The 18,315-nt window shown below is 62.0% G+C and carries 18 protein-coding genes and 1 pseudogene; 11 read left to right on the forward strand and 8 right to left on the reverse strand.

Annotation, left to right across the window (positions count from 1 at the left end; genetic code table 11):
- Positions 1 to 5: 5 nt before the first annotated feature.
- A complete protein-coding gene (locus CFB17_RS02210) occupies positions 6 to 509 on the reverse strand; it encodes a DUF6515 family protein (protein ID WP_088559741.1) in 504 nt (167 codons plus the stop codon).
- A gap of 171 nt (positions 510 to 680) precedes the next feature.
- Between CFB17_RS02210 and CFB17_RS02215 the strand changes: the two genes are divergently transcribed.
- The 4 genes from CFB17_RS02215 (at position 681) to CFB17_RS02230 (ending at position 5,012) form a co-directional block, all read left to right on the forward strand.
- Complete coding sequence (locus tag CFB17_RS02215) at positions 681 to 872, forward strand: HAD family hydrolase (protein ID WP_088559742.1); 192 nt, start codon at positions 681 to 683, stop codon at positions 870 to 872.
- A gap of 617 nt (positions 873 to 1,489) precedes the next feature.
- Entirely contained in the window at positions 1,490 to 1,798 is a 309-nt protein-coding gene (locus tag CFB17_RS02220; RefSeq protein WP_088559743.1) for a hypothetical protein, read from the forward strand.
- 486 nt (positions 1,799 to 2,284) lie between these two features.
- Entirely contained in the window at positions 2,285 to 3,610 is a 1,326-nt protein-coding gene (locus CFB17_RS02225; protein ID WP_088559882.1) for an aspartate aminotransferase family protein, read from the forward strand.
- 19 nt (positions 3,611 to 3,629) lie between these two features.
- Positions 3,630 to 5,012 (forward strand): aminotransferase, encoded by a 1,383-nt coding sequence (locus CFB17_RS02230; RefSeq protein ID WP_243389672.1) that lies wholly within the window; start codon positions 3,630 to 3,632, stop codon positions 5,010 to 5,012.
- Positions 5,013 to 5,018: 6 nt separating this feature from the next.
- On the opposite strand, the gene CFB17_RS02235 is transcribed toward CFB17_RS02230, so the two are convergent.
- Complete coding sequence (locus tag CFB17_RS02235; protein ID WP_165769376.1) at positions 5,019 to 6,089, reverse strand: esterase-like activity of phytase family protein; 1,071 nt, start codon at positions 6,087 to 6,089, stop codon at positions 5,019 to 5,021.
- 121 nt (positions 6,090 to 6,210) lie between these two features.
- Positions 6,211 to 7,002: a lysophospholipid acyltransferase family protein gene (locus CFB17_RS02240; RefSeq protein ID WP_088559745.1), complete on the reverse strand. Its 792-nt coding sequence runs from the start codon at positions 7,000 to 7,002 to the stop codon at positions 6,211 to 6,213.
- 140 nt (positions 7,003 to 7,142) lie between these two features.
- On the opposite strand from CFB17_RS02240, the gene CFB17_RS02245 reads away from it, so the two are divergent.
- Positions 7,143 to 7,574, forward strand: a complete 432-nt coding sequence (locus CFB17_RS02245; protein WP_088559884.1) for a nucleoside deaminase — start codon at positions 7,143 to 7,145, stop codon at positions 7,572 to 7,574.
- Here the strand turns inward: CFB17_RS02245 and CFB17_RS02250 are convergent.
- Positions 7,558 to 8,025, reverse strand: coding sequence for a GNAT family N-acetyltransferase (locus tag CFB17_RS02250; RefSeq protein WP_088559746.1), 468 nt, complete (start codon positions 8,023 to 8,025; stop codon positions 7,558 to 7,560). The genes CFB17_RS02245 and CFB17_RS02250 overlap by 17 nt on opposite strands.
- Before the next feature lie 209 nt (positions 8,026 to 8,234).
- Here CFB17_RS02250 and CFB17_RS02255 point away from each other — a divergent pair.
- The 4 genes and pseudogenes from CFB17_RS02255 to CFB17_RS02270 all read left to right on the forward strand — a co-directional run bounded on the left by CFB17_RS02255 (position 8,235) and on the right by CFB17_RS02270 (position 12,556).
- Positions 8,235 to 9,066 (forward strand): annotated as a pseudogene (locus CFB17_RS02255) (IS5 family transposase).
- A gap of 784 nt (positions 9,067 to 9,850) precedes the next feature.
- Complete coding sequence (locus tag CFB17_RS19900) at positions 9,851 to 10,297, forward strand: hypothetical protein (protein ID WP_322112116.1); 447 nt, start codon at positions 9,851 to 9,853, stop codon at positions 10,295 to 10,297.
- Positions 10,298 to 10,451: 154 nt separating this feature from the next.
- On the forward strand, positions 10,452 to 11,642 hold the full coding sequence (gene ribA / locus CFB17_RS02265; RefSeq protein WP_088559748.1) for a GTP cyclohydrolase II: 1,191 nt from the start codon (positions 10,452 to 10,454) through the stop codon (positions 11,640 to 11,642).
- Between the two features lie 119 nt (positions 11,643 to 11,761).
- Positions 11,762 to 12,556, forward strand: coding sequence for a RibD family protein (locus CFB17_RS02270; protein WP_088559749.1), 795 nt, complete (start codon positions 11,762 to 11,764; stop codon positions 12,554 to 12,556).
- Here CFB17_RS02270 and CFB17_RS02275 read toward each other — a convergent pair.
- From CFB17_RS02275 to CFB17_RS02290, 4 genes are read right to left on the reverse strand one after another with little or no spacing between them, the layout of a single operon-like run.
- Positions 12,470 to 13,276 (reverse strand): class I SAM-dependent methyltransferase, encoded by an 807-nt coding sequence (locus CFB17_RS02275; protein ID WP_088559750.1) that lies wholly within the window; start codon positions 13,274 to 13,276, stop codon positions 12,470 to 12,472. The genes CFB17_RS02270 and CFB17_RS02275 overlap by 87 nt on opposite strands.
- Positions 13,273 to 14,334, reverse strand: coding sequence for a glycosyltransferase family 4 protein (locus CFB17_RS02280; RefSeq protein WP_088559751.1), 1,062 nt, complete (start codon positions 14,332 to 14,334; stop codon positions 13,273 to 13,275). Before CFB17_RS02280 ends, CFB17_RS02275 begins: the two co-directional genes overlap by 4 nt.
- A complete protein-coding gene (locus CFB17_RS02285) occupies positions 14,331 to 14,732 on the reverse strand; it encodes a 6-pyruvoyl trahydropterin synthase family protein (protein ID WP_088559752.1) in 402 nt (133 codons plus the stop codon). Before CFB17_RS02285 ends, CFB17_RS02280 begins: the two co-directional genes overlap by 4 nt.
- Positions 14,733 to 14,744: 12 nt before the next feature.
- Positions 14,745 to 15,731 (reverse strand): zinc-dependent alcohol dehydrogenase, encoded by a 987-nt coding sequence (locus tag CFB17_RS02290; RefSeq protein WP_088559753.1) that lies wholly within the window; start codon positions 15,729 to 15,731, stop codon positions 14,745 to 14,747.
- A gap of 376 nt (positions 15,732 to 16,107) precedes the next feature.
- On the opposite strand from CFB17_RS02290, the gene CFB17_RS02295 reads away from it, so the two are divergent.
- Positions 16,108 to 17,646: an acetolactate synthase large subunit gene (locus tag CFB17_RS02295; RefSeq protein ID WP_088559754.1), complete on the forward strand. Its 1,539-nt coding sequence runs from the start codon at positions 16,108 to 16,110 to the stop codon at positions 17,644 to 17,646.
- Between the two features lie 94 nt (positions 17,647 to 17,740).
- Positions 17,741 to 18,253, forward strand: coding sequence for a Fur family transcriptional regulator (locus CFB17_RS02300; protein WP_243389674.1), 513 nt, complete (start codon positions 17,741 to 17,743; stop codon positions 18,251 to 18,253).
- Positions 18,254 to 18,315 lie beyond the last annotated feature (62 nt).

An 18,315-nucleotide genomic window follows, 5' to 3' on the forward strand; every position in this document is an offset into this window, starting at 1 on the left:
ATTGTTCAACCTGTGGGCGAGGGTACGGGCTGATAGATCACGCCGCCGGTCGGCGCCGTGAAGGGCATGAACCAGGTATTGTTGGCAACAAAATAGGTAACCCCACGTACGACCACCGGCTGCGCGCCCGTCGGCAGCGCCCCATAGGTTGGCGGCGCCACTACCTGATATTGCTGGCCGGACGGTACAAAGTAGGTGCCGCCCGCATAATAGAGCGGTGTCGGGGCATTCTCGACAACGATCGTTTGCGGCTTCGCTGGCAGGTTCGCGACATAGCTGCCGATCGCCAACCCTGCAGCTAGGCCGACGACACCCCCTGCAATCGGTGCGACCCAGCTAGGGCCACCACCATGCCAATGTTGCGGCGCGGCGGTCTCGTGCCAGGACGGTGGCCGATGCCAGTCAGGCCCCCAGGGGCCCGGCAGAGCGGGTTGCGCCGCGGCCGAAACCGCAGCAAGGCTGCTCAGTAGCGCCAAGGGAGCGGCAAAACGCCTTTTCAGGAACGTCATCGCTTTGTCTCGCAAGAGTGATCCCGAAGCAGGATCTCACCTCCATTCAACGAATATCGGGGGCGGTTCCGTCGCCGATGGGGTCCATCGGTCGCGAGCGGTCATCGAACGCGAGTTCGCAAGGTAATCTTTCTCAACGCCCATCTTGGGCATGATGATCAAGGAGGTTTCTTGCTTGAGGTACTCATCTTCGTCGTCGAAGGCACGTTTGCCGAAACCGAGGAGGCGCACCGTGCAGCGTTCAACGATAGCTTCGCCTCGGCCGGTCTTGGGTGGCATTGGGACCAGCCCCCTTATGCGGCCCTCCTCAAGGTCAAGGGTGGTAAGGAGGCATGCGCTTCCTCATCGCTCCGCAAGGCATGACATCCCGACCTCGACGATGCCACCACTGCCTCGCTACATCGTGAGAAAACGGCCCGTTTACTGCTTTGGTTTGGGAAAGGGGACTGTCCTTGAGGCCGGGCGTGGAGCGTCTGATCCGCTAGGTCAAGGACCGCAGGCATTAAGATCGAGATCGCGATGACGACTAGCCGGGCCAACATCGATGCTCTCTCGCAGGCCACTTTCGGGTTCGAGTGAAAACCGCTCTTCGAAATGATCGGCTTGTGGCGATGAGATTGCTGCCGAGAAGCCGGCGCTTGGCGTTTATATTCTCGCCCTGGAGCGCTAGGCCTGCCGCGCGAGGCAAGCTTGGACCTGGAGGATTCGGAGACGGCCTGAGGCCGGCGATGGTCGGCCTACAGTTCAACCTTGGTTGCGGTCAGCACCTATAAACAGTCAGACATTCTTTTCTGGAGCGCTCTCGGTGTTGGACAGTCCCGTGGAGCCGGGAGCGCCGGCCCATGTGCTTCACGGGGCGGCACTCGATGGACAGTTCGTTGACGTTGGTCAAATACACTGGTGGCTTGCCGCACCTTGACGGACCCAGTGTGCTTCCCCCTTCCTGAGGCCCGGAAGCGCAGGGATGATGGGAGGTTCCAATGACCAGCGAGGCGGCGCGAGCAAGGGCAGGACGTGAGCTTGCCGGCTTTACTCCGGAGGCCCGGCGGCAGGCCTGCATCAAACGACAGATCGGCACGATGCTGGCGATCGCCGCCCTCGAGTTGATCGCGGGCGACGGACCCGACAGTGTGACGGCGACGGCTGTTGCGACGAAAGCCGTGGCTAATCTCAAGGTGGCGGTTCCGGGGGTGGCGACGGCTACCGACTTCCCGCCGGTTGTGGTGGCTCTGAAGGCGGTGGCGCCTGCTACGCTGGATCATCTCAAGCGATTGGTCTCGGCCGGTTGACGATTCGTCCGGACTAGAGCGCGAAAGCTAACCCGCACCATAAGTTTGCGTGGGGGAAGTTCGTGTTCGAAGCCTCGTCACCAGCGCTACTGAAAAACCTTCTGGCCAGGGGCACTCGGCCCGGCTGCCGCGATGGCCGTCATACGCTGCCGCTGTCTAAGATCCGGGATCTCTTCGACGGGTCGGGCCTTGCCGTGGTTGCGTCACGCTTCTCGACGGCAGGGTCGGCGTGTCTCCCTCCTCGCCTATGCGTGCTTGCAATGCTCTATCCCGGCGACGGCTGCAGCCGTACTGACCTTCGGCCCTTGCTGCGCTCGGTCGCGAACTCGAACCTAGCGGCGACGATATCGACGTTCGGAGATGGCGATGAAATTATGGCCCTAATGGCGCTATACTGGGCAAATATTTCATGTTTGACATTGTGATCACAGGATATGTATCGGGTTATTTCGATGAATATTGACGATCGATGGCGAGTGCGCGGAAATGACGGAGTGGCCGGATCCCGAGAGCCAGTCGCGAAAGCTCTACGAGCGCGGCAGCAAGGTCTTTGCGGGTGGCATCACGCGCATCCAGCCCTGGCAGGAGCCTTTTCCCGTCTATGCAGCCCGCGGTGAGGGCCCCTATGTCATCGATGTCGATGGTACTAGGCGGGTCGATCTGCTCAACAATTTTGCCTCGCTGATCCATGGCCATGCTCATCCGGCGATCGTCGAGGCGGTGCGTGATCGCATCGGGTTGGGCACGGCCTTCACGATGCCGACCGAGAGTGAGATCCAGCTGGCGGAGCTTCTCTGTGAGCGGGTGTCCGGCTTTGAATGGGTACGCTTTTCGAATTCCGGTTCGGAAGCAGTCATGTCGGCAGTCAAGGCGGCTCGGGCACTCACCGGTCGATCCAAGATCGTCAAGATGGAAGGGGCCTATCACGGGTCGTACGACTATGTGGAAGTAAGCCTCGATTCCTCGCCGACGAACTGGGGCAATGAGCCAGCTTCCGTCCCTTACGCCAAGGGTACGCCCAAGGGCGTGACCGATGACGTCATCGTTATCCCTTTCAATGATCCCGAAGCCGCGGACCGGATCATCCGCGAACATGGTCCCAGCCTGGCGGCCGTCCTGATCGACGCCACGCCCACCTACATGGGCATGACGCCAATTACTCAGCCTTTCATCAAGGCGGTGCAGACGGCGACCCGCGCCGTTGGCGCCCTTTTGATCCTGGACGAGGTGATCTCCTTTCGGCTGCATGAGGGCGGGGCGCAGACGCTTTTCGGCATCGAGCCAGATCTGACGACACTGGCGAAGATTATCGGTGGCGGCTTTCCAGTCGGTGCTGTTGCCGGGAGGCGCGAGGTGATGAAGGTCTTCGATCATCGCCAGGGCCGTCCCGCATTGCCCTGGAGCGGCACCTTCAGCGCCAATCCTGTTTCCATGACGGCCGGGCGAGTGTCGATGGAACTCCTCACGCCCGCAGTCTTCGCCCGGCTGAATGCTCTGGGCGACCTGGCAAGGAGGCGGATCGACGAAACCTTTGCCGCCGTCGGGGTCGAGGGCCATGCCTCCGGTGTGGGCTCGATGTTCAATTTGCACCTCACGAGACAGCCGATCGAGGACTATCGCAGCGCATGGCGGACGCCCGCCCAGGCCAAGGCGATGTTCGCGCTCCAGACACGGCTCGTTAAGGAGGGCTATGTCATCTCGACCAAGGGCATGGGCTTCCTCTCGACAGTGATGGACGAAGCGATCGTCGAGGGCTTTGCTCAGGCTCTGGGGCGTGCGCTCAGGGCGGGTGCTCTGGACCTGGTAGCTTAAGCGCAAAGGATCGGGTGGTATGGATGGGATGATCGAAAACTCGATAGCGGCGCGCGATATCCGTTATCTCGTGCATGGCAGCGTCGATCTCGCACGCCAGCGCCAGAACCCGCCGACGATGATCAATGGTGGCAAGGGCATCTTCATCTTCGACGAGAACGGTACGCCCTATCTCGAGGCTGCTGCCGGCATGTGGTGCACGGCGCTGGGCTTCTCGGAGGAGGAGCTCATCGAAGCGGCTACCGAGCAGATGCGCAAGCTGCCCTATTACCATACGCTTGCTTATAAATCGGTTACGCCTGCAGCCGAGCTGGCGGAGAAGCTTGCAGCGCTCGTGCCCATTGAGAACGCACACCTCTATTTCGCGCTTTCGGGTTCCGAGGCAAACGATGCGTTCATTAAATTCGCTTGGTACGTCAACAATGCGCTGGGTCGGCCTGAAAAAAAGAAGATCATCGCGCGGAAGAACGGCTATCACGGCGCGACCTTGGGCAGCGCCAGTCTTTCGGGCATTTCCGCCAACCATAAGCTGTTCGATCTACCGATCGCGAACATCCTGCATGTCAGCGATCCACACTATTATCGAAACGGCTTGCCTGGCGAGAGCGAGGCCGAATTCGTCGATCGGCTCGTGGGCGAGGTCGAAGCGCTGATCCTGGCCGAAGGCCCTGATACTGTGGCCGCTTTCGTCGCAGAACCGGTGACGGGGGCAGGCGGCGTGGTCATCCCGCCTGCCGGCTACTACACCAAGCTGCAGGCCGTGCTCGACCGCTACGATGTCATCTTCCATGCCGACGAGGTGATCAACGGCTTTCTGCGCACCGGCAAGATGTGGGGTTCCGAGGCCATGGGCATCAGGCCGACCACCATGTCGATGGCCAAGGCCATTACGTCCGCCTATATGCCGCTGTCGGCGCTGGCCCTGCCGTCCTGGTTCTACGATGCCATGGAGAGAGGCTCGACTGAAGTCGGCGTCTTCGGTCATGCTGCTACCTATGCCGGCCATCCGGTGTCCTGCGCTGTCGCCCTCAAGATGCTGGAGATCGTCGAGCGTCGGAACCTGAAGGCGCATGTCGAGACCGTGGGCGCCCGCTTCAAAGAGCGCATTCTCGCTTTTAAGGATCACCCACTAGTAGGCGATGTGCGCGTTATTGGCCTTATGGGGGCCATCGAGTTCGTCACCGACAAGGCGAACAAGACGAGCTTCGTGCCCACGGGCTCGTTCGCCAAGCGCCTGCGGGATCATGCCGAAGAGCGTCAAAAGCTCATTGTCCGCGCCGTGCCGGCCGGCGACAGCTGCGCTTTTTCGCCGCCTCTCGTCATTACGATCGAGGAAGTTGACGAGATGTTCGATCGATTCGCCAAGGCGCTGGACGAGGTCACCGCCGAAGTCGGGGCTTAGGCCGCTCTAGGGCGCCGCAGTTTCGATTGCCAGCGCATAGAAGATCGTGCGCTGGGACGGGTTGAAATTGTCGTCGCTGACGAGGAGGAGCGTGCGGCGACCATCGCCGAGCTTCGGTCCAAAGGTGATGCCTTCGACGTTGTCGAGGCGCACGCCCAGTCTGGCCATGTCGAGAAGCAGTGTCTTTCGCATGGGTCTATAGGTTTCATTTTTGAGCGAGCCTAGATCCAGGACGTTGCTCGCCCCATCGAGGTCTGCCGCATAGAGGCGGATGGAATTGCCGACGCCCGGCGTGTAGCCCCGCTCGATCACCAGAAGATGCGTGGAGTCCAGGGCCAGGATATCTGCTATGCCATTGTCGCCCGGCCTCCCGGGATCGGGCGGCACGACCGGAATGCGGCCGACAGTGTAGACATATTGAGCGACCAGGCGCCCCGAGGGTAGATCGTAGAGCGAAATCCGCGACGGACTCTCGTCGGTCACCGAGGTCTGTGGCCCATCCTGGCGAAGTGCGTTCTCCAGCGAGATGGCCAGTCGCATGCTGCCCGGCAGTAAGCTGGCACCCTCGAAGATGAGATTATCGCGCGCGCCACGCTGGCCATCGGGCGAGGGGGCGAATCCAGGCGGCAGCGGCAGCCGCCTTTTCAGTTGCAGCCCCCGATCGAAGATGCCGATGAAAGGAAGTACGCCTCGCTCGAGATCGCCCTCGCTGGTGATGACGAGGCCTTGATCCCCCGGCAGGCGCGCCATGCCCTCGGCGTCCACCGTCCCCGGTTTGAAGGGCTGCCCCGTCTCGTCCTTGAGCGGACTCACGCTTACGATGCTGACGCTCTCGAGGCCGCCCCTTTCGGCCAGGGTGGCTCGCAGGCTGTAGAGCCGCGCCGGTCCGCGTGTCGGATCGTCGCCGCGATCGTCGCTGACCGCCTGAAACATCCCGCTCGATGCATCGTAGGACAAAGCCGATAGGCCTCCGACGACGGTATCGCCCACCCTCAGGCCCTTGGGCATTTCGACCGAGCCTAGGAAATCGAGTCTAACGGGATCGGCGTTGGCGGCCGCCGTCAACAATACGCTCAACCCGAGGCCAAGCAGGATTCCTTGCCGCCCGCATCCCGTCATGTCCACGACCTATGTCCGCTGAAGGCCTGGTTGCTCGAAGGGTCGCTGTCCGTTCGGGCCAGCCCGTGCGACGTCGGCTCTAATGTTCGAACTGGCGTGCTGCCTCCCTCTCGAGAACCGCCATCCGCGTCTCGATCCGTTCCTCGAGTATCCGCATGAAGCTTTTGCGATCGAGCCCGGGCGGAATCGGCTCCAGGAACTCCACCGTGACAATGCCCGGATACTTGCCTAGCGGCTGACCTCGGCGCCAGAAGCGGGCCGAATTGAGCGCGACCGGCACGACGGGTACGTCCAGACCCGAATACAGGGCCGCCACGCCCGGCTTGTAATCGGCCGGTGCCGAGGGCGGCCTGCGCGTGCCTTCTGGGTAGATGAAAATCGAACAACCATCGGCGATGGCCGCGCGGGCGTCCTGGATCATACCACGCAACGCCTTGGAACCGCCTGCCCGATCAAGAAAGATGTTCTGGCCAATGCCCAGATACCAGCCGAAGATCGGCACCTTACGCAACTCCTGCTTTAAGGGGATGACGATGTCCGGGCGGACCGTGTGGAAAAAGAGTGTCTCCCATTCGGACTGGTGCTTGGACGCCAGGATGACCGGCGTGGACGGTAGATTTTCCAAGCCCTTGACCTCGTGGCGCAAGCCGACGATCCAGCGCAGAAGCGACAATGTTCCCCTTTGCCAGAAGCTGGCCAGACGCCGCATCTGCCTTCCGGAGGAGAAAGGAGCATATGGTAGCCAGCCAATGCAAAGAATCGTGGTCCAGACGACAAAGGCGACAGTGAACAAGCCGGCCCTAAGCCGCTGGCCAAAGGAGCCGGGCAGTGCTGGAACATCGGGGGGACCGAGATCGGTAGGATCGGACATGGGGGCCATGAATCATGAGCAAGCCTGCCGCAGATGGCAAAGCCAGTGCGGCTTGGCAAGCGTCAGTGGATGATCCGCCGGTAAAGCGGCCCATCTCGCCAGAGGCCAAAGGGTGTGCTCCAGCCCAACCGACGGCGCCGATGACCGTGGCGTTGGCGGCAGCCGAGAGCGTCGGTCGGCTTGGCGAGGTGCCGGTCGGTGCCGTCATTCTGGGGCCCGATGGATCAGCCCTCGCCATCACCGGCAACCGTGTCTATCTCGACAACGACCCGACGGCGCATGCCGAAATTCTGGCGATCCGGACGGCATCCGCAAAACTCGGCCGCCCCCGTCTCGATGGCTGCGATCTTTACGTCACGCTCGAGCCTTGCCCGATGTGCGCTGCCGCGATTAGCACAGCCCGCATCCGCCGGCTTTATTTCGGTGCCGCCGATCCCAAGAGTGGCGGGGTCGAACACGGTCCACGCGTGCTCGACTCCTCCAGCGCACACCATCGGCCCGAGGTCTATGGTGGTATCAGCGAGACGGCGTCCGCGGCTCTTCTGCAGGCCTTCTTCAAGGAGCGACGTTGATGGCCTTGCTCATCCAGACCTTGGTGCCGCCCTTGAACGGCTCTTCGCGGTCAGTGCCAAAGCCGAGCCCGGCATAGAGTTTCAGGTTGACCCTGAAGAGCTTATTCGTGAATAGACGGATCGTCCCGTAGCCCTCGGCTGCGGCCACCGCCTCCGCATGCGCCAGGAGCCGTCGCCCGAGGCCCTGGCCTTGGCATTTCGGCTGTACCGCGACGTTTTCTATCAGCAGATGATCGGTCTTGAAAATCATCTCGATGAGGCCAAGAATTTCGCCGTTTCGGCGTACCAGATCGATGCGATGCTCACGAAGCGCCCGTTCATAGTCAGCTATCATCGGCAGAGGCTCGCGGCCAATCACTGCAACCCAAGGCGCATATGCTGCGCGCGTAAGCGCTTGGATCGCCTCAACGTCCGCAATCCGTGCTGGTTCTATGACAATGGTTTCGTTCATGTTAGGCCCCGAAAATTCTTACGGCGGAAATTTCCCTAGATCCGCCATGCGTAAGGCCCGCTTCGCGCAGGATTCTATCGAACCCGGCGACCCTAAATACAGTTCGGGCCGCAGTCGCCTTCTTGCCTCTTAGAGCCTAACCCGAAAAGAGTTGAGCAGTTTCACCAGGTTGTGATTCCGTCAGTTTGCGAGACTTGATGGAGGTCACGATGTCCTGGATCGAAACCGCTCGGCGTGATCATGCACGCCGAGGGCTGCGCTATTCAAGTGATCTGACCGATCGGGAATGGACGCTGAGATCGCCCTTCCTACCCAAGCCGAGGCCCCTTGGTCGCCCTCGGACCACGGACCTTCGCGAGGTCGTGAATGCGCTCTTATATCTGGCGTCGAGCGGCTGCGCATGGTCGCTGCTGCCCAAGGGACTTCCGCCCTTCACGACCGTCCAGCGCTACTTCTACGATTGGCGCGACCGTGGGGTTCTGAAGACGATCAGCCACCATCTCGTCACGGCGGCGCGTGAACTGGAAGGCCGGGAGGCAAGTCCAACGGCCGGCGTCATTGACAGCCAGAGCGTCAAGACCACCGAAAGCGGCGGTGTTCGCGGCTTCGACGCCGGCAAGAAGATCAAGGGCCGCAAGCGCCACATCGTCACCGACACGCTCGGTCATCTGGTCGGGCTCGTCGTCCACGGCGCCGATATTCAGGATCGAGACGGGGCCGTCGATGGCCTCGATCCGCCTTCGCTATCCCTGACTGCGTCATGTCTTCGCCGATGGCGGCTACGGCGGCGACAAACTGAAGGGGCGCTTGACCAAGCTCGGCCAATGAACCCTTCAGATCATCAAGCGCTCCGATCACGCCAAGGGCTTCGAGGCTTTGCCGCGGCGATGGGTCGTTGAACGCACCTTCGCCTGGCTCGGTCGCTGCCGTAGGCTCGCAAAGGACTACGAAAAAACCATCGCCAGCGCGGAGGCATGGATCTTCGTCGCAAATCTCCGCATCCTCACAAGGCGCGTCGCAAGGTACTGCTATCCCTCATAGAGTTTCGAGTCGGGATCTAAGATCCGCGCCTGATCGGCTGCCATCTTATGCGCTTGAATATCATTTCGCGTGACACCTGCACGCTGTCACGTGTCGTGTCTGAGCATGTAGGTCGGCCTGAATCGGGCGAAACTCAGCCTGGCGGTCGTGTGCCGAGCCCGGCATAGACTTGTGACGCGTCATCACGCAGCGCTTTCAGCCTGTCGGGGCGGCCATAGCACATGTGACCACCAGGTAGACGGGACGGATACGCTGGTCCGGTCATGAATATACGACCCCAGGAACATCTGGTCGAAGAAATGGAAGCTTGCAAAATAAGGTTTGGCCGTGTCGTCGGCGCGCGGAAGTAGACCATATCGTTATAAACATAAGTAAATGTAGGATGGTGGTGTTATAATACCTGAAGTATTCAGTTTTACCTGACAGGAGGCCGTGTCTTTTCGACCTGACTATGCCGCCGGCATCGTCGCTATCTTCTGGCGGGGGATCCGGGCGGCACCGCGTCGCAATTGCGCTTTGCCCGTGTGCGTCGGAGAGCCGTGTGGATGCGCTTCGGGCATCGTTGATAGCCAACCAAAGCTGGTAGTGGGTCGCCCACCCCAGGAACGCGATCTTAGCTGGCGAAGCCGATCATCGCAGCCTGATGGAGGGAGAGAGGAGGAGGGGAGAGGATGAAGCAGGTAAGGCGTGCCTCGCCCCGTTTTGTTGAAGTGGATCGTGGGGCCCTGCCGGTCTCGCAGCTTTGCTGTATGTCTCCGGCACGACCGGCCGCTCCAACGGGGCGATGCTCATTATCGAGAATCTTCTCGGCAACGCTGTGACGCTAAAGGACCTCTGGCGCTTTTCTCCGGCTGACGTGCTCCTGCACGCACTGTCACTTTACCATGTGACGGTAGGTCGTCGGTCGGTCGAAAGATGCCATCATCGCAGGTGGGCCCAATATTTACCCAAGCGAGATCGAGACGTTGATCGACGCCTTAGCGGCAGGCGAGGAATCGGCCTTGATCGGTTTGCCGCACCAGGGCCGGGTGAAGGTGTCGCGGCCGTGGTCGTGTTGCGACCGGCTGCCAGCCTGACGCTTGAAGAGATGACGCAGGCGCTCGTAGGAAGGCTTGTCCGCTTCAAGTTGACCCGGCGCCTTTTCATCGTAGATGCCTTGCCGCGCGACGCGACGACCGAGGTGAACAATGCGAGCCTCCGCTCGACATTCAGGGATGGTTTCTGCACTTAAGCGGTTGTTTATTGCCCTGTCGGCGTGTGGATGCGTGGCAATCGTCCCAGGTCGACCCCATGTCTGCTGACGTGCTTTGCCTGCAGTGAGATGGCTGTTTAGGCATCTGGGAAGCTGACGAGGGGAAGCCATTGCCGCTGGAGACCAGTCTTCGATGAGCAGCGCCGCTAAAACAATGGACGCGGGCCCATTGGTCGCCGCGGCCCGTGCAGTGCTGGCTTCCGGCGCCGCGGTGCGCGTGCGCGACGGGCGCGAGGCGTGCCTCATCCAGGCAATCGACGGGCTGACGTCCGAGCGTTTCACTCTCCTTCGCGACGGGGCAAATGGCCCCTGCCGTCTCGTGCTGACGGGCGAGCGTACCCAGCATCTGGGCATAGCGCCTCGGAGTACGGGCAGCCTTGCCATGGCCCTGCCGGCTGATATCGGCTTCGATGCCGTGCGTGGGCTTGCCGAGCCTGGCTTCGAAGCCCTGGCCGGGGAAGTCCGTCCAGGCTTCTTTGCCGCTGCTAGCGAAGCTGAGACGGCCGGAATCGAACTCGTCAAGCGGGCCGGACTCCTGCCTGCCATTCTCTCGACCTCGGAGTCTGGCGCCCTTGATGCCGTCCTGGAGCTCGACGCCGCTCTCGTCTTCGCGCAGGCCGAGAGCGAGCTGTCGAGCCTAGTTCGGGTCGTGGAGACCCGTTTGCCGATCACTGCGTCGGAATCGTGCAGGATCGCCGTCTTTCGCTCGCCCATCGGCACTGCCGATCAGGTTGCGCTCTCGATCGGCAATCTCAAGGAGTCGCTTGAGCGCGGCGAGGCCCCCTTGGTCCGCCTCCATTCGGAGTGTCTGACAGGGGATCTCTTCGGCTCGCTGCGCTGTGATTGCGGCCTGCAATTGCAAGGAGCGATCGCCCATATGACCGATGAAGGTGCCGGCATCCTCCTCTATCTTCGCCAGGAGGGGCGGGGCATTGGGCTCATCAACAAGCTCCGTGCCTATCGCCTGCAGGACCAGGGCTACGACACGGTCGACGCCAACATGCATCTGGGCTTTCAGGCTGACGAACGGGATTTTCGCATTGCGGCCCGCATCCTGAGTCTGATGGGTGTAAAGCGGATCCGGCTATTGACGAACAATCCCGATAAAGTCCGGATCATCGCCCAACACGGCATCGAGGTCGTCGAACGCGTGCCATTGTTTTTTGCCGCCAACTGCCATAACCGCGCCTATCTCCAGACGAAGCTTGAAAAAAGTGGGCACTTTCTTCGCGTCATCGACGGGGCTCGCGGCAGCAAAGGCGACGTGGCCAGCGATCTTGCCCGCATCCTGCGTGGCGGGCCGGGCGAGGAGATCGGCGCCTGAGCGGGCCGGGATCGCTGCCACTCGAGCCGGAATGCGGCATCACGCGATTCTGGCCGGCCCTACTCGCCGCCAGAGATGACGGGTCGATTCCAGATCTGGCGGGCTTTACCCTGACAGCGGTGGAACGACAGCTTGCGCAGAGCTATCTCGATTTCCTCACGCCCGCGGCGGATGGACTGAGCGTTCTCGCCCACCTGGGGCAGAGCCTAGATGGTCGAATCGCCACATCGAGCGGCCATTCGACCTACGTGACCGGCAAGGCTGATCTCGTCCATATGCATCGCTTGCGCGCACTGGCTGATGCCGTGCTTGTGGGCGGGGGCACGGTGGCGAGCGACGATCCGCAACTGACGGTGCGTCTGGTCGAAGGCCCGTCGCCCTTGCGCGTGGTCATCGACACGAGACGCAAGTTGACGTCGACTTGTCGGCTCTTTCGGGGCGGGCCGCCAACCCTCGTGCTGTGCCGAGAGGATCGGCAGGAAGGCCCTGAGCTCGGCAACGCCGAGCTTTTAGGCCTGCCGAGTGAACTGAACGGCAGCCTCGCGCCCGCTACCATTCTAGATTGGCTGCGCCGCCGCGGCATCCGCCGCATATTCATAGAAGGAGGCGGCATCACGGTCTCGCGCTTCCTTGCCTCCGGGTGTCTTGACCGTCTGCAGCTCTGCATAGCGCCGGTGGTCATCGGCTCCGGACGCGAGGCGCTTCGCCTTCCAGCTGTTGCCACCATGGACGAGGCGCTGCGGCTAAAACCTGTCGTGATACCGATGGGCAGCGATTGGCTTTTTGACTGCGACCTCAAGCGCCGACCGCTTCCAGTTCAGCGCGTCTCAGGTGAAGGCGCGGAGCCTTACGCCGTCGCCAGCGAAGAGATCGTCGTGGCCGACAAAAGCACCTCCGATGCCCTTTTCCGCTAGAGCCCGGCGCTCCGAGAGCCAGGCCAGGATGCGGGGCGTGGCACTCGGATTGGCCTCGCAGGCCGCTTCCGCCATCCCTTCGATGAACGCCACGATCATCGGCCCGTCTTTGGTGCCCAGCACCCATTCGGACGGTGCAGGCAGCACGCTGAAATCGATTGCCTGGCTCAAATGATCCCGCGCATTGCCACCGAGCGCCGGACCGAAACCTTTGTCACGTCGCTGATGTTCGTTGAAAAGCGAAATCATTTCCTGGTCGCCCTCGACCGGCGGGTGGAGTTCGATCTCGCCATTGAATGTTAGGGCTGCATAGAAAGGTAGGCGCCTTTGCGCCAGGAGGTGCAAGAGCCGATCCAGCCATTCGGCCGACACCAGATCCAGAAGGGCTGACGTGGTGACGAGGTCGGTATCGGCAGGAAAAGCCGCTTCGAGGTCGCTTGCGAGATCAAGCTCACGATAGCGCCATTCGACATCGGGCATGAGCCGCGAACTGCCGTCGGAAATCAGCTCCGGGTCGTTCTCGATAAGGGTCCAACTTTGCGCGCAGCGAAGACGTGGCGCGAGGTAGCGCAGATTGGCTCCGGTCCCGGCGCCCAGATCGACGATGTTGAGGTGGCTGCGACCACTGCTCCACGCACCGATCCGGATGGCCGTCTCGGGGTCACGTGCCATCTGGTCATAAGGTTCGCGCAGGTCCAGCCATGCGCTGGCAAAGCTCATCCCTTGTCCTCCAGAAGTGCAGCCACTTCAGCAGCGGTTGTCGGCCAGTCGCGCAGGGCCTGCCGCGCGATTCTCGAGCCCGCCTGAAGCCTCAGCCGCATGATGGGGTCCCCAATGGTTCGGCGCAATGCCGAGGCCAACGCGTCGACGTCGCCGCTGTCGATCATGCAGGCGGCATCAGGCGACAGCCAATTGCCTATTGCGCCCGCACGTACGGCCACTACCGGGAGACCACAAGCAATCGCTTCGGCGACGGCCATGCCGAATCCTTCGTAGAGCGAGCTCGAAACGAAGAGATCGCTCGAGGCATAGACTCTTGCCAAGCTGTCTCCGTCAAGCTCGCCCAAAAGCGCTACACGTCCTCCGAGTGTGCCAAGATTTCCCAGGGCTTCGCGCAGTTGTCCAACCTCGACGGGATCACGGATCATCGATCCCACGAGGTTGAGTCGCCAATCCAGATCGCCCAGCCTGCCCATCGCTCTGATCAGATTCGGAAAATTCTTGCGCGGGATGACCGAGCCGACAGCCAGGAGCGACAGGTATGGGCCAGGACCACCGGTGGAAAGCGGTGAGGGCGTTGTCCCGGGAAGGGCCACCTGGATGCGTGTGGCCGGCACGTCGAAATCAGCGACCAATGCATCTCGTGTAACAGGTGAGGTGACGACGATCTTGTGCGCGAATTTAAGGGCGGCCCGCTCGCTTGCCTTCAATGCTGCAACGTTGACCGGCGATAATCCGGTCTCATAGGCAAGCGGGTGGTGGATCAGCGCCAGGATCCGCAGGCGCTGAGCCTCCCGCGCCATAATCTCGGGCATGACCGAGAAGGCCATGCCGTCGATGAGCAAAGTGGTGTGCTCGGGCAGATCCGCAAGCATGGCTGCCGCCCGTGCGCGTTCGTCTGGCCCGGGAGAGGGAAAGCCGCCTGGGAGCCGGAGCGACTGGACGGTCAGTCCGCCAGCGCGCAGGGCAGAAAGGAGATGATGGTCGTAGAGATAGCCCCCCGTTCGCTGGGCGGGGTCACCTGGAACAGCAAAGACGAGGGATCGCTCGTCGCTCAACTAAGCGGCCCCTCGAACCCTGCCCAGGCCGTATGACTCTCGCCTAATTCGACGCCTAGCGCGTCGACGGCATTGGCGTCTGGCCCCAGTTTGCCGGCTTTGATAGCCTCGGCCATTTGGCCATGTATCCAGCGCGCCACGAACTCCGTGGTGGTATTCTCTCCAGCAAAAGCAGGCACATCGTCGAGATTGCGATAATTGATCTCTGCCAGAATCGCCTTCAACGTCATGGTCGCAAGACCTATGTCGACGACGATATTGTGCCGGTCCAATTCCTTGCGTCTGAACGTTACGTCGACGACGAAGGTGGCTCCATGAAGAGCTTGGGCAGGTCCGAACACGTCGCCCTTGAAGCTGTGCGCGATCATGATGTGATCGCGAACCCGCACATTGAACATCCTTGTCTCCTGTCAGCCCTCGTCGTAACGCACCACATGGCAAAGTGTGCCGGTACCGTCCATGGCCAGTTGGCGCATCGTGGCCGGTAGCGACGCAAACGAGCTCTCTCCCGTCAGCAGCGCGTCGAGTCGGTCGTCCAGGAGAAGCTCGAGAGCCTTCGAAAGGCGGCGTCCATGCGTCCAGCGGGCCCGCTGGACGTTCGCCACCTGTCCGACCTGGGAGGAGATGAGTCGCAGCCGCTTGGCGTGAAAATCCTCGCCCAGCGGTAAAGCCGGGCTCGTCGTTCCATACCAGCCAAGGGCCAGGATGGTGGCCTCGAAGGCCGCCCTGCCAAAGCAAAAGGCCAGGGCCTCGGGATTACCGCTGGCCTCGACGACGAGATCGGCATTGTCGAAGGTCCAGCTTGGTGAGGCAAAGGCGCAGCCAAGGCGGCGAGCCAGCGGTGCCTTTCGCTCGTCCTTGTCAACGATCGTGACCTGAACGCCGGGCATCCGTGCCGCCAAGAATGCTACGAGCAGACCTACCGTTCCGGCGCCGACGATGGTCACACGGTCGCCCGGCAGGATTCCCGCATCCCAGAGTCCGTTCAAGGCGGTCTCCATGTTGGCTGCCAGGACGGCGCGCCTTGGCGGCAGACCACTCGGTATGCGCTGCACCAACGCCTCATCAATGTTCGCTCGGGTCTGGTGCGGATGCAGAGCGAAGACCGTGCGTCCCAACCAACGCGCCGGTCCGGCCTCGACGATGCCGACGAGGCTGTATCCATATTTGACGGGGAACGGGAACGCGCCTTCCTGGGCGGGGCAGCGCATGCGCGCCCATTCCCGGCGCGGCACCAACCCTTGGGCGACCATCGATTCCGTGCCGCGGCTGATCCCGGAAAAAAGGGCCTGAACGCGCACTTGCCCGTCGCTGAGATCCGGCAGCACGGCCTGCCGGATCTCACCCATCAGCGGTCCGGTCGTCCAATAGGCCTGACTCTTTAGCCGCGTCGTCATGCTCAAGTGCGGTAGCATGAAGCGCGACCCGCGACCACCTGGTGTAGGACTGTAAAAAATACGCCCCGGTGGCGAACCACCGAGGCGAGAAGCTGCGGGGGAAACTGTGATCGACGGCATCAATGCACCGTCACTTCGAGAAATGGACCGAAGCAACCGACGATCAAGTTGAATCCACTCCAAATGTCGACATTTGTCGAGCAGCCTCGTCTTGAAGTTGCGAGCCAAGCCCAATCGGGCTTAGGAGCGTAGGCCAATGCTATGTGTAAGTATGTGTTTCCGCATGCCACGCATGCAGGCAAGACATGAACCCTCTCGCTTACTTTTCCATTGCCGAGACTTAGGAACGAATTTTAGTTAATCGGGGAGCAATCATTTGACCAACGGCGCCGATTCGATCATCGCAACAGCGTTGGACCAGGGCATAGAAGTCTGTTTCGCCAATCCCGGCACGACCGAGATGCCCCTCGTGGCAGCGCTGGATCGTGCTCCGCGGATGCGGCCGGTGCTGGCCCTTCACGAGACCGTGTGCACCGGCGCTGCCGATGGCTATGCCAGGGTCGCCGGCAAGCCAGCGCTCACGTTGCTCCATTTGGGTCCAGGCCTCGCCAATGGGGCTGCCAACCTTCACAACGCGCGTCGCGCGGTATCACCGGTCGTCAATCTCGTGGGTGAGCATGCGACCTGGCACAAGAGTGCGGATGCCCCGCTCGCGATGGATATCGAGGGGTTGGCCCGCACCTTCTCCGCGTGGGTCGGGACAGCGGCATCGGCCGACGACATGGGGCGGCTGGCGGCCGAGGCTGTGGCAATCGCCAAGGGACGTCGCGCGATCGCCACACTTATCGCGCCGCACGATCTGCAGGCCATCGAGGTAGAGGCCCGGTCTTTCTCGCCGCCCCGCTATGCCGGACCTTCGGTGGATTTCGCCATGATCGAGGCTGCGGCCACTGCCCTTCGCCAGCCTAAAGCCGCACTCTATCTTGGTGGGGCGGGTTTATTCGGCGTCGGACTCGAGCGCGCTGGCCGTGTCGCCGCTGCAACGGGCTGCACGCTGATCGCTCCCTCGAGCTATAATCGCCTCGAGGTCGGACGCGGCCTGCCGACGATTCATAGGCTCCCTTATTTCGCGACGGCAGCGCAGGCCTATCTCGACGGATTCACTCATGTGGTGGGCTGTGGCGTTGATCGGCCGGTCTCCTTCTTCGGCTGGCCGGGCGAGCCCTCGCGCTATCTCGAAGGGCGCGAGGGTGTCATCTGGCTGTCCGGCCTGCACGAGGATGCCCTGCCGTTCCTGGATGCGCTCGTTCAGGCGCTGGATGCCAAGGAGCCGATTGCTCGATACGACGCTGAAATGGCGCAGATGCCGAGCGGCGGGCCGCTCACGGCCGAGACTCTGGTCGAGGTTCTAGCCGTTGGATTGCCCGAGGACGCGATTTTGATTCCGACAGCGGTGACCACAGGCTTCGCCTTCGCAGCTCATGCAGGTCGGGCGCGACCGCATACTCAGTTGGCGCTTACCGGGGGAGCCATCGGTATGGGCCCGTCGCTTGCGGTTGGCGCCGCCATCGGCGCGCCCGGGCGAAAAATCGTCAATCTGGAGGCGGACGGGAGCGGCGCCTACGCGCTGCAGGCCTTCTGGACACAGGCCCGCGAAGGCCTCGATGTCACGACCATCATCTGCCATAATCGCGTCTACAAGATCCTGCAGATCGAGCTTGAACGGGCAGGTCTTGCGATCGGCGAGGCCTCAAAACACCTGACCGAACTCGATCGACCTGCGCTGGACTGGACCGGCCTGGCGCGAAGCCTGGGCCTCGAGGCGGAGAAAGTCGATGACGTCGCCGGATTTGCCGCTGCCCTGGAGCGAGGCCTCGCTACGCCAGGTCCCTATCTGATTGAGGCCATGATCTAGCCCAGATCAGCCAGGTTGCCTGGAGCCGCTTGGGGTGGATACGGCAAGCGGGTGCCGACGGACGGCCCATCGCCTATGTATAGACCATGAAGGCTTGGCAAAGGATGCGCAGGTGGCGCTGGACGATCCATTCCTAAGTGCGTCGCATGATCATGATCATTGCATCGAGACAGCCTTAGGCCGGGCCGTCGCTATCTGCGCGCATCAGGGCGCCCGGCTGACGGCGTTGCGGCGGCGTGTGCTTGAACTTGTCTGGAGCAGCCATGCGCCAATAGGGGCTTACCAGATCATGGAAATGATGCGGGGCGAGCGCTCGCGTGTCGCCCCGCCGACCGTCTACCGCGCGCTCGATTTCCTTGCCGACAATGGCCTCATCCATCGGCTGGATACGCTCAATGCATTTATCGGCTGCTCGCGGCCCGGCGTCGGCCACAAGGCCTATTTTCTTATCTGTCGTCACTGCGGCAATGCGGTTGAGTTCGCCGACACGGCACTCGATGCGGCGATTGCCGACGCTTCCCATCGGGCCGGCTTCGCCATTGAGGTCGAGACGGTCGAATTACGCGGCCTTTGCGCCGCCTGTCGGCCGCTCAGCGCAAATTCCTAAGGCAGGCGAGCCATACTGAATGGCCGGCGTTCGGTCACTTGCCTTGGTCATGCCACGATTTG

It is taken from the genome of Arboricoccus pini (genome assembly GCF_900187945.1).
Classification (GTDB): Bacteria; Pseudomonadota; Alphaproteobacteria; order Geminicoccales; family Geminicoccaceae; genus Arboricoccus; species Arboricoccus pini.

Coding starts and splice junctions, on each gene's coding strand:
- CFB17_RS02290 (WP_088559753.1), bottom strand. CDS start 15,731: ATGACGACGCGGCTAAAGAGTCAGGCCTATTGGACGACCGGACCGCTG.
- CFB17_RS02220 (WP_088559743.1), top strand. CDS start 1,490: ATGACCAGCGAGGCGGCGCGAGCAAGGGCAGGACGTGAGCTTGCCGGC.
- CFB17_RS02285 (WP_088559752.1), bottom strand. CDS start 14,732: ATGTTCAATGTGCGGGTTCGCGATCACATCATGATCGCGCACAGCTTC.
- CFB17_RS19900 (WP_322112116.1), top strand. CDS start 9,851: ATGCTCATTATCGAGAATCTTCTCGGCAACGCTGTGACGCTAAAGGAC.
- CFB17_RS02225 (WP_088559882.1), top strand. CDS start 2,285: ATGACGGAGTGGCCGGATCCCGAGAGCCAGTCGCGAAAGCTCTACGAG.
- CFB17_RS02240 (WP_088559745.1), bottom strand. CDS start 7,002: ATGTCCGATCCTACCGATCTCGGTCCCCCCGATGTTCCAGCACTGCCC.
- CFB17_RS02250 (WP_088559746.1), bottom strand. CDS start 8,025: ATGAACGAAACCATTGTCATAGAACCAGCACGGATTGCGGACGTTGAG.
- CFB17_RS02210 (WP_088559741.1), bottom strand. CDS start 509: ATGACGTTCCTGAAAAGGCGTTTTGCCGCTCCCTTGGCGCTACTGAGC.
- CFB17_RS02230 (WP_243389672.1), top strand. CDS start 3,630: ATGGATGGGATGATCGAAAACTCGATAGCGGCGCGCGATATCCGTTAT.
- CFB17_RS02245 (WP_088559884.1), top strand. CDS start 7,143: ATGACCGTGGCGTTGGCGGCAGCCGAGAGCGTCGGTCGGCTTGGCGAG.
- CFB17_RS02275 (WP_088559750.1), bottom strand. CDS start 13,276: ATGAGCTTTGCCAGCGCATGGCTGGACCTGCGCGAACCTTATGACCAG.
- ribA (WP_088559748.1), top strand. CDS start 10,452: ATGAGCAGCGCCGCTAAAACAATGGACGCGGGCCCATTGGTCGCCGCG.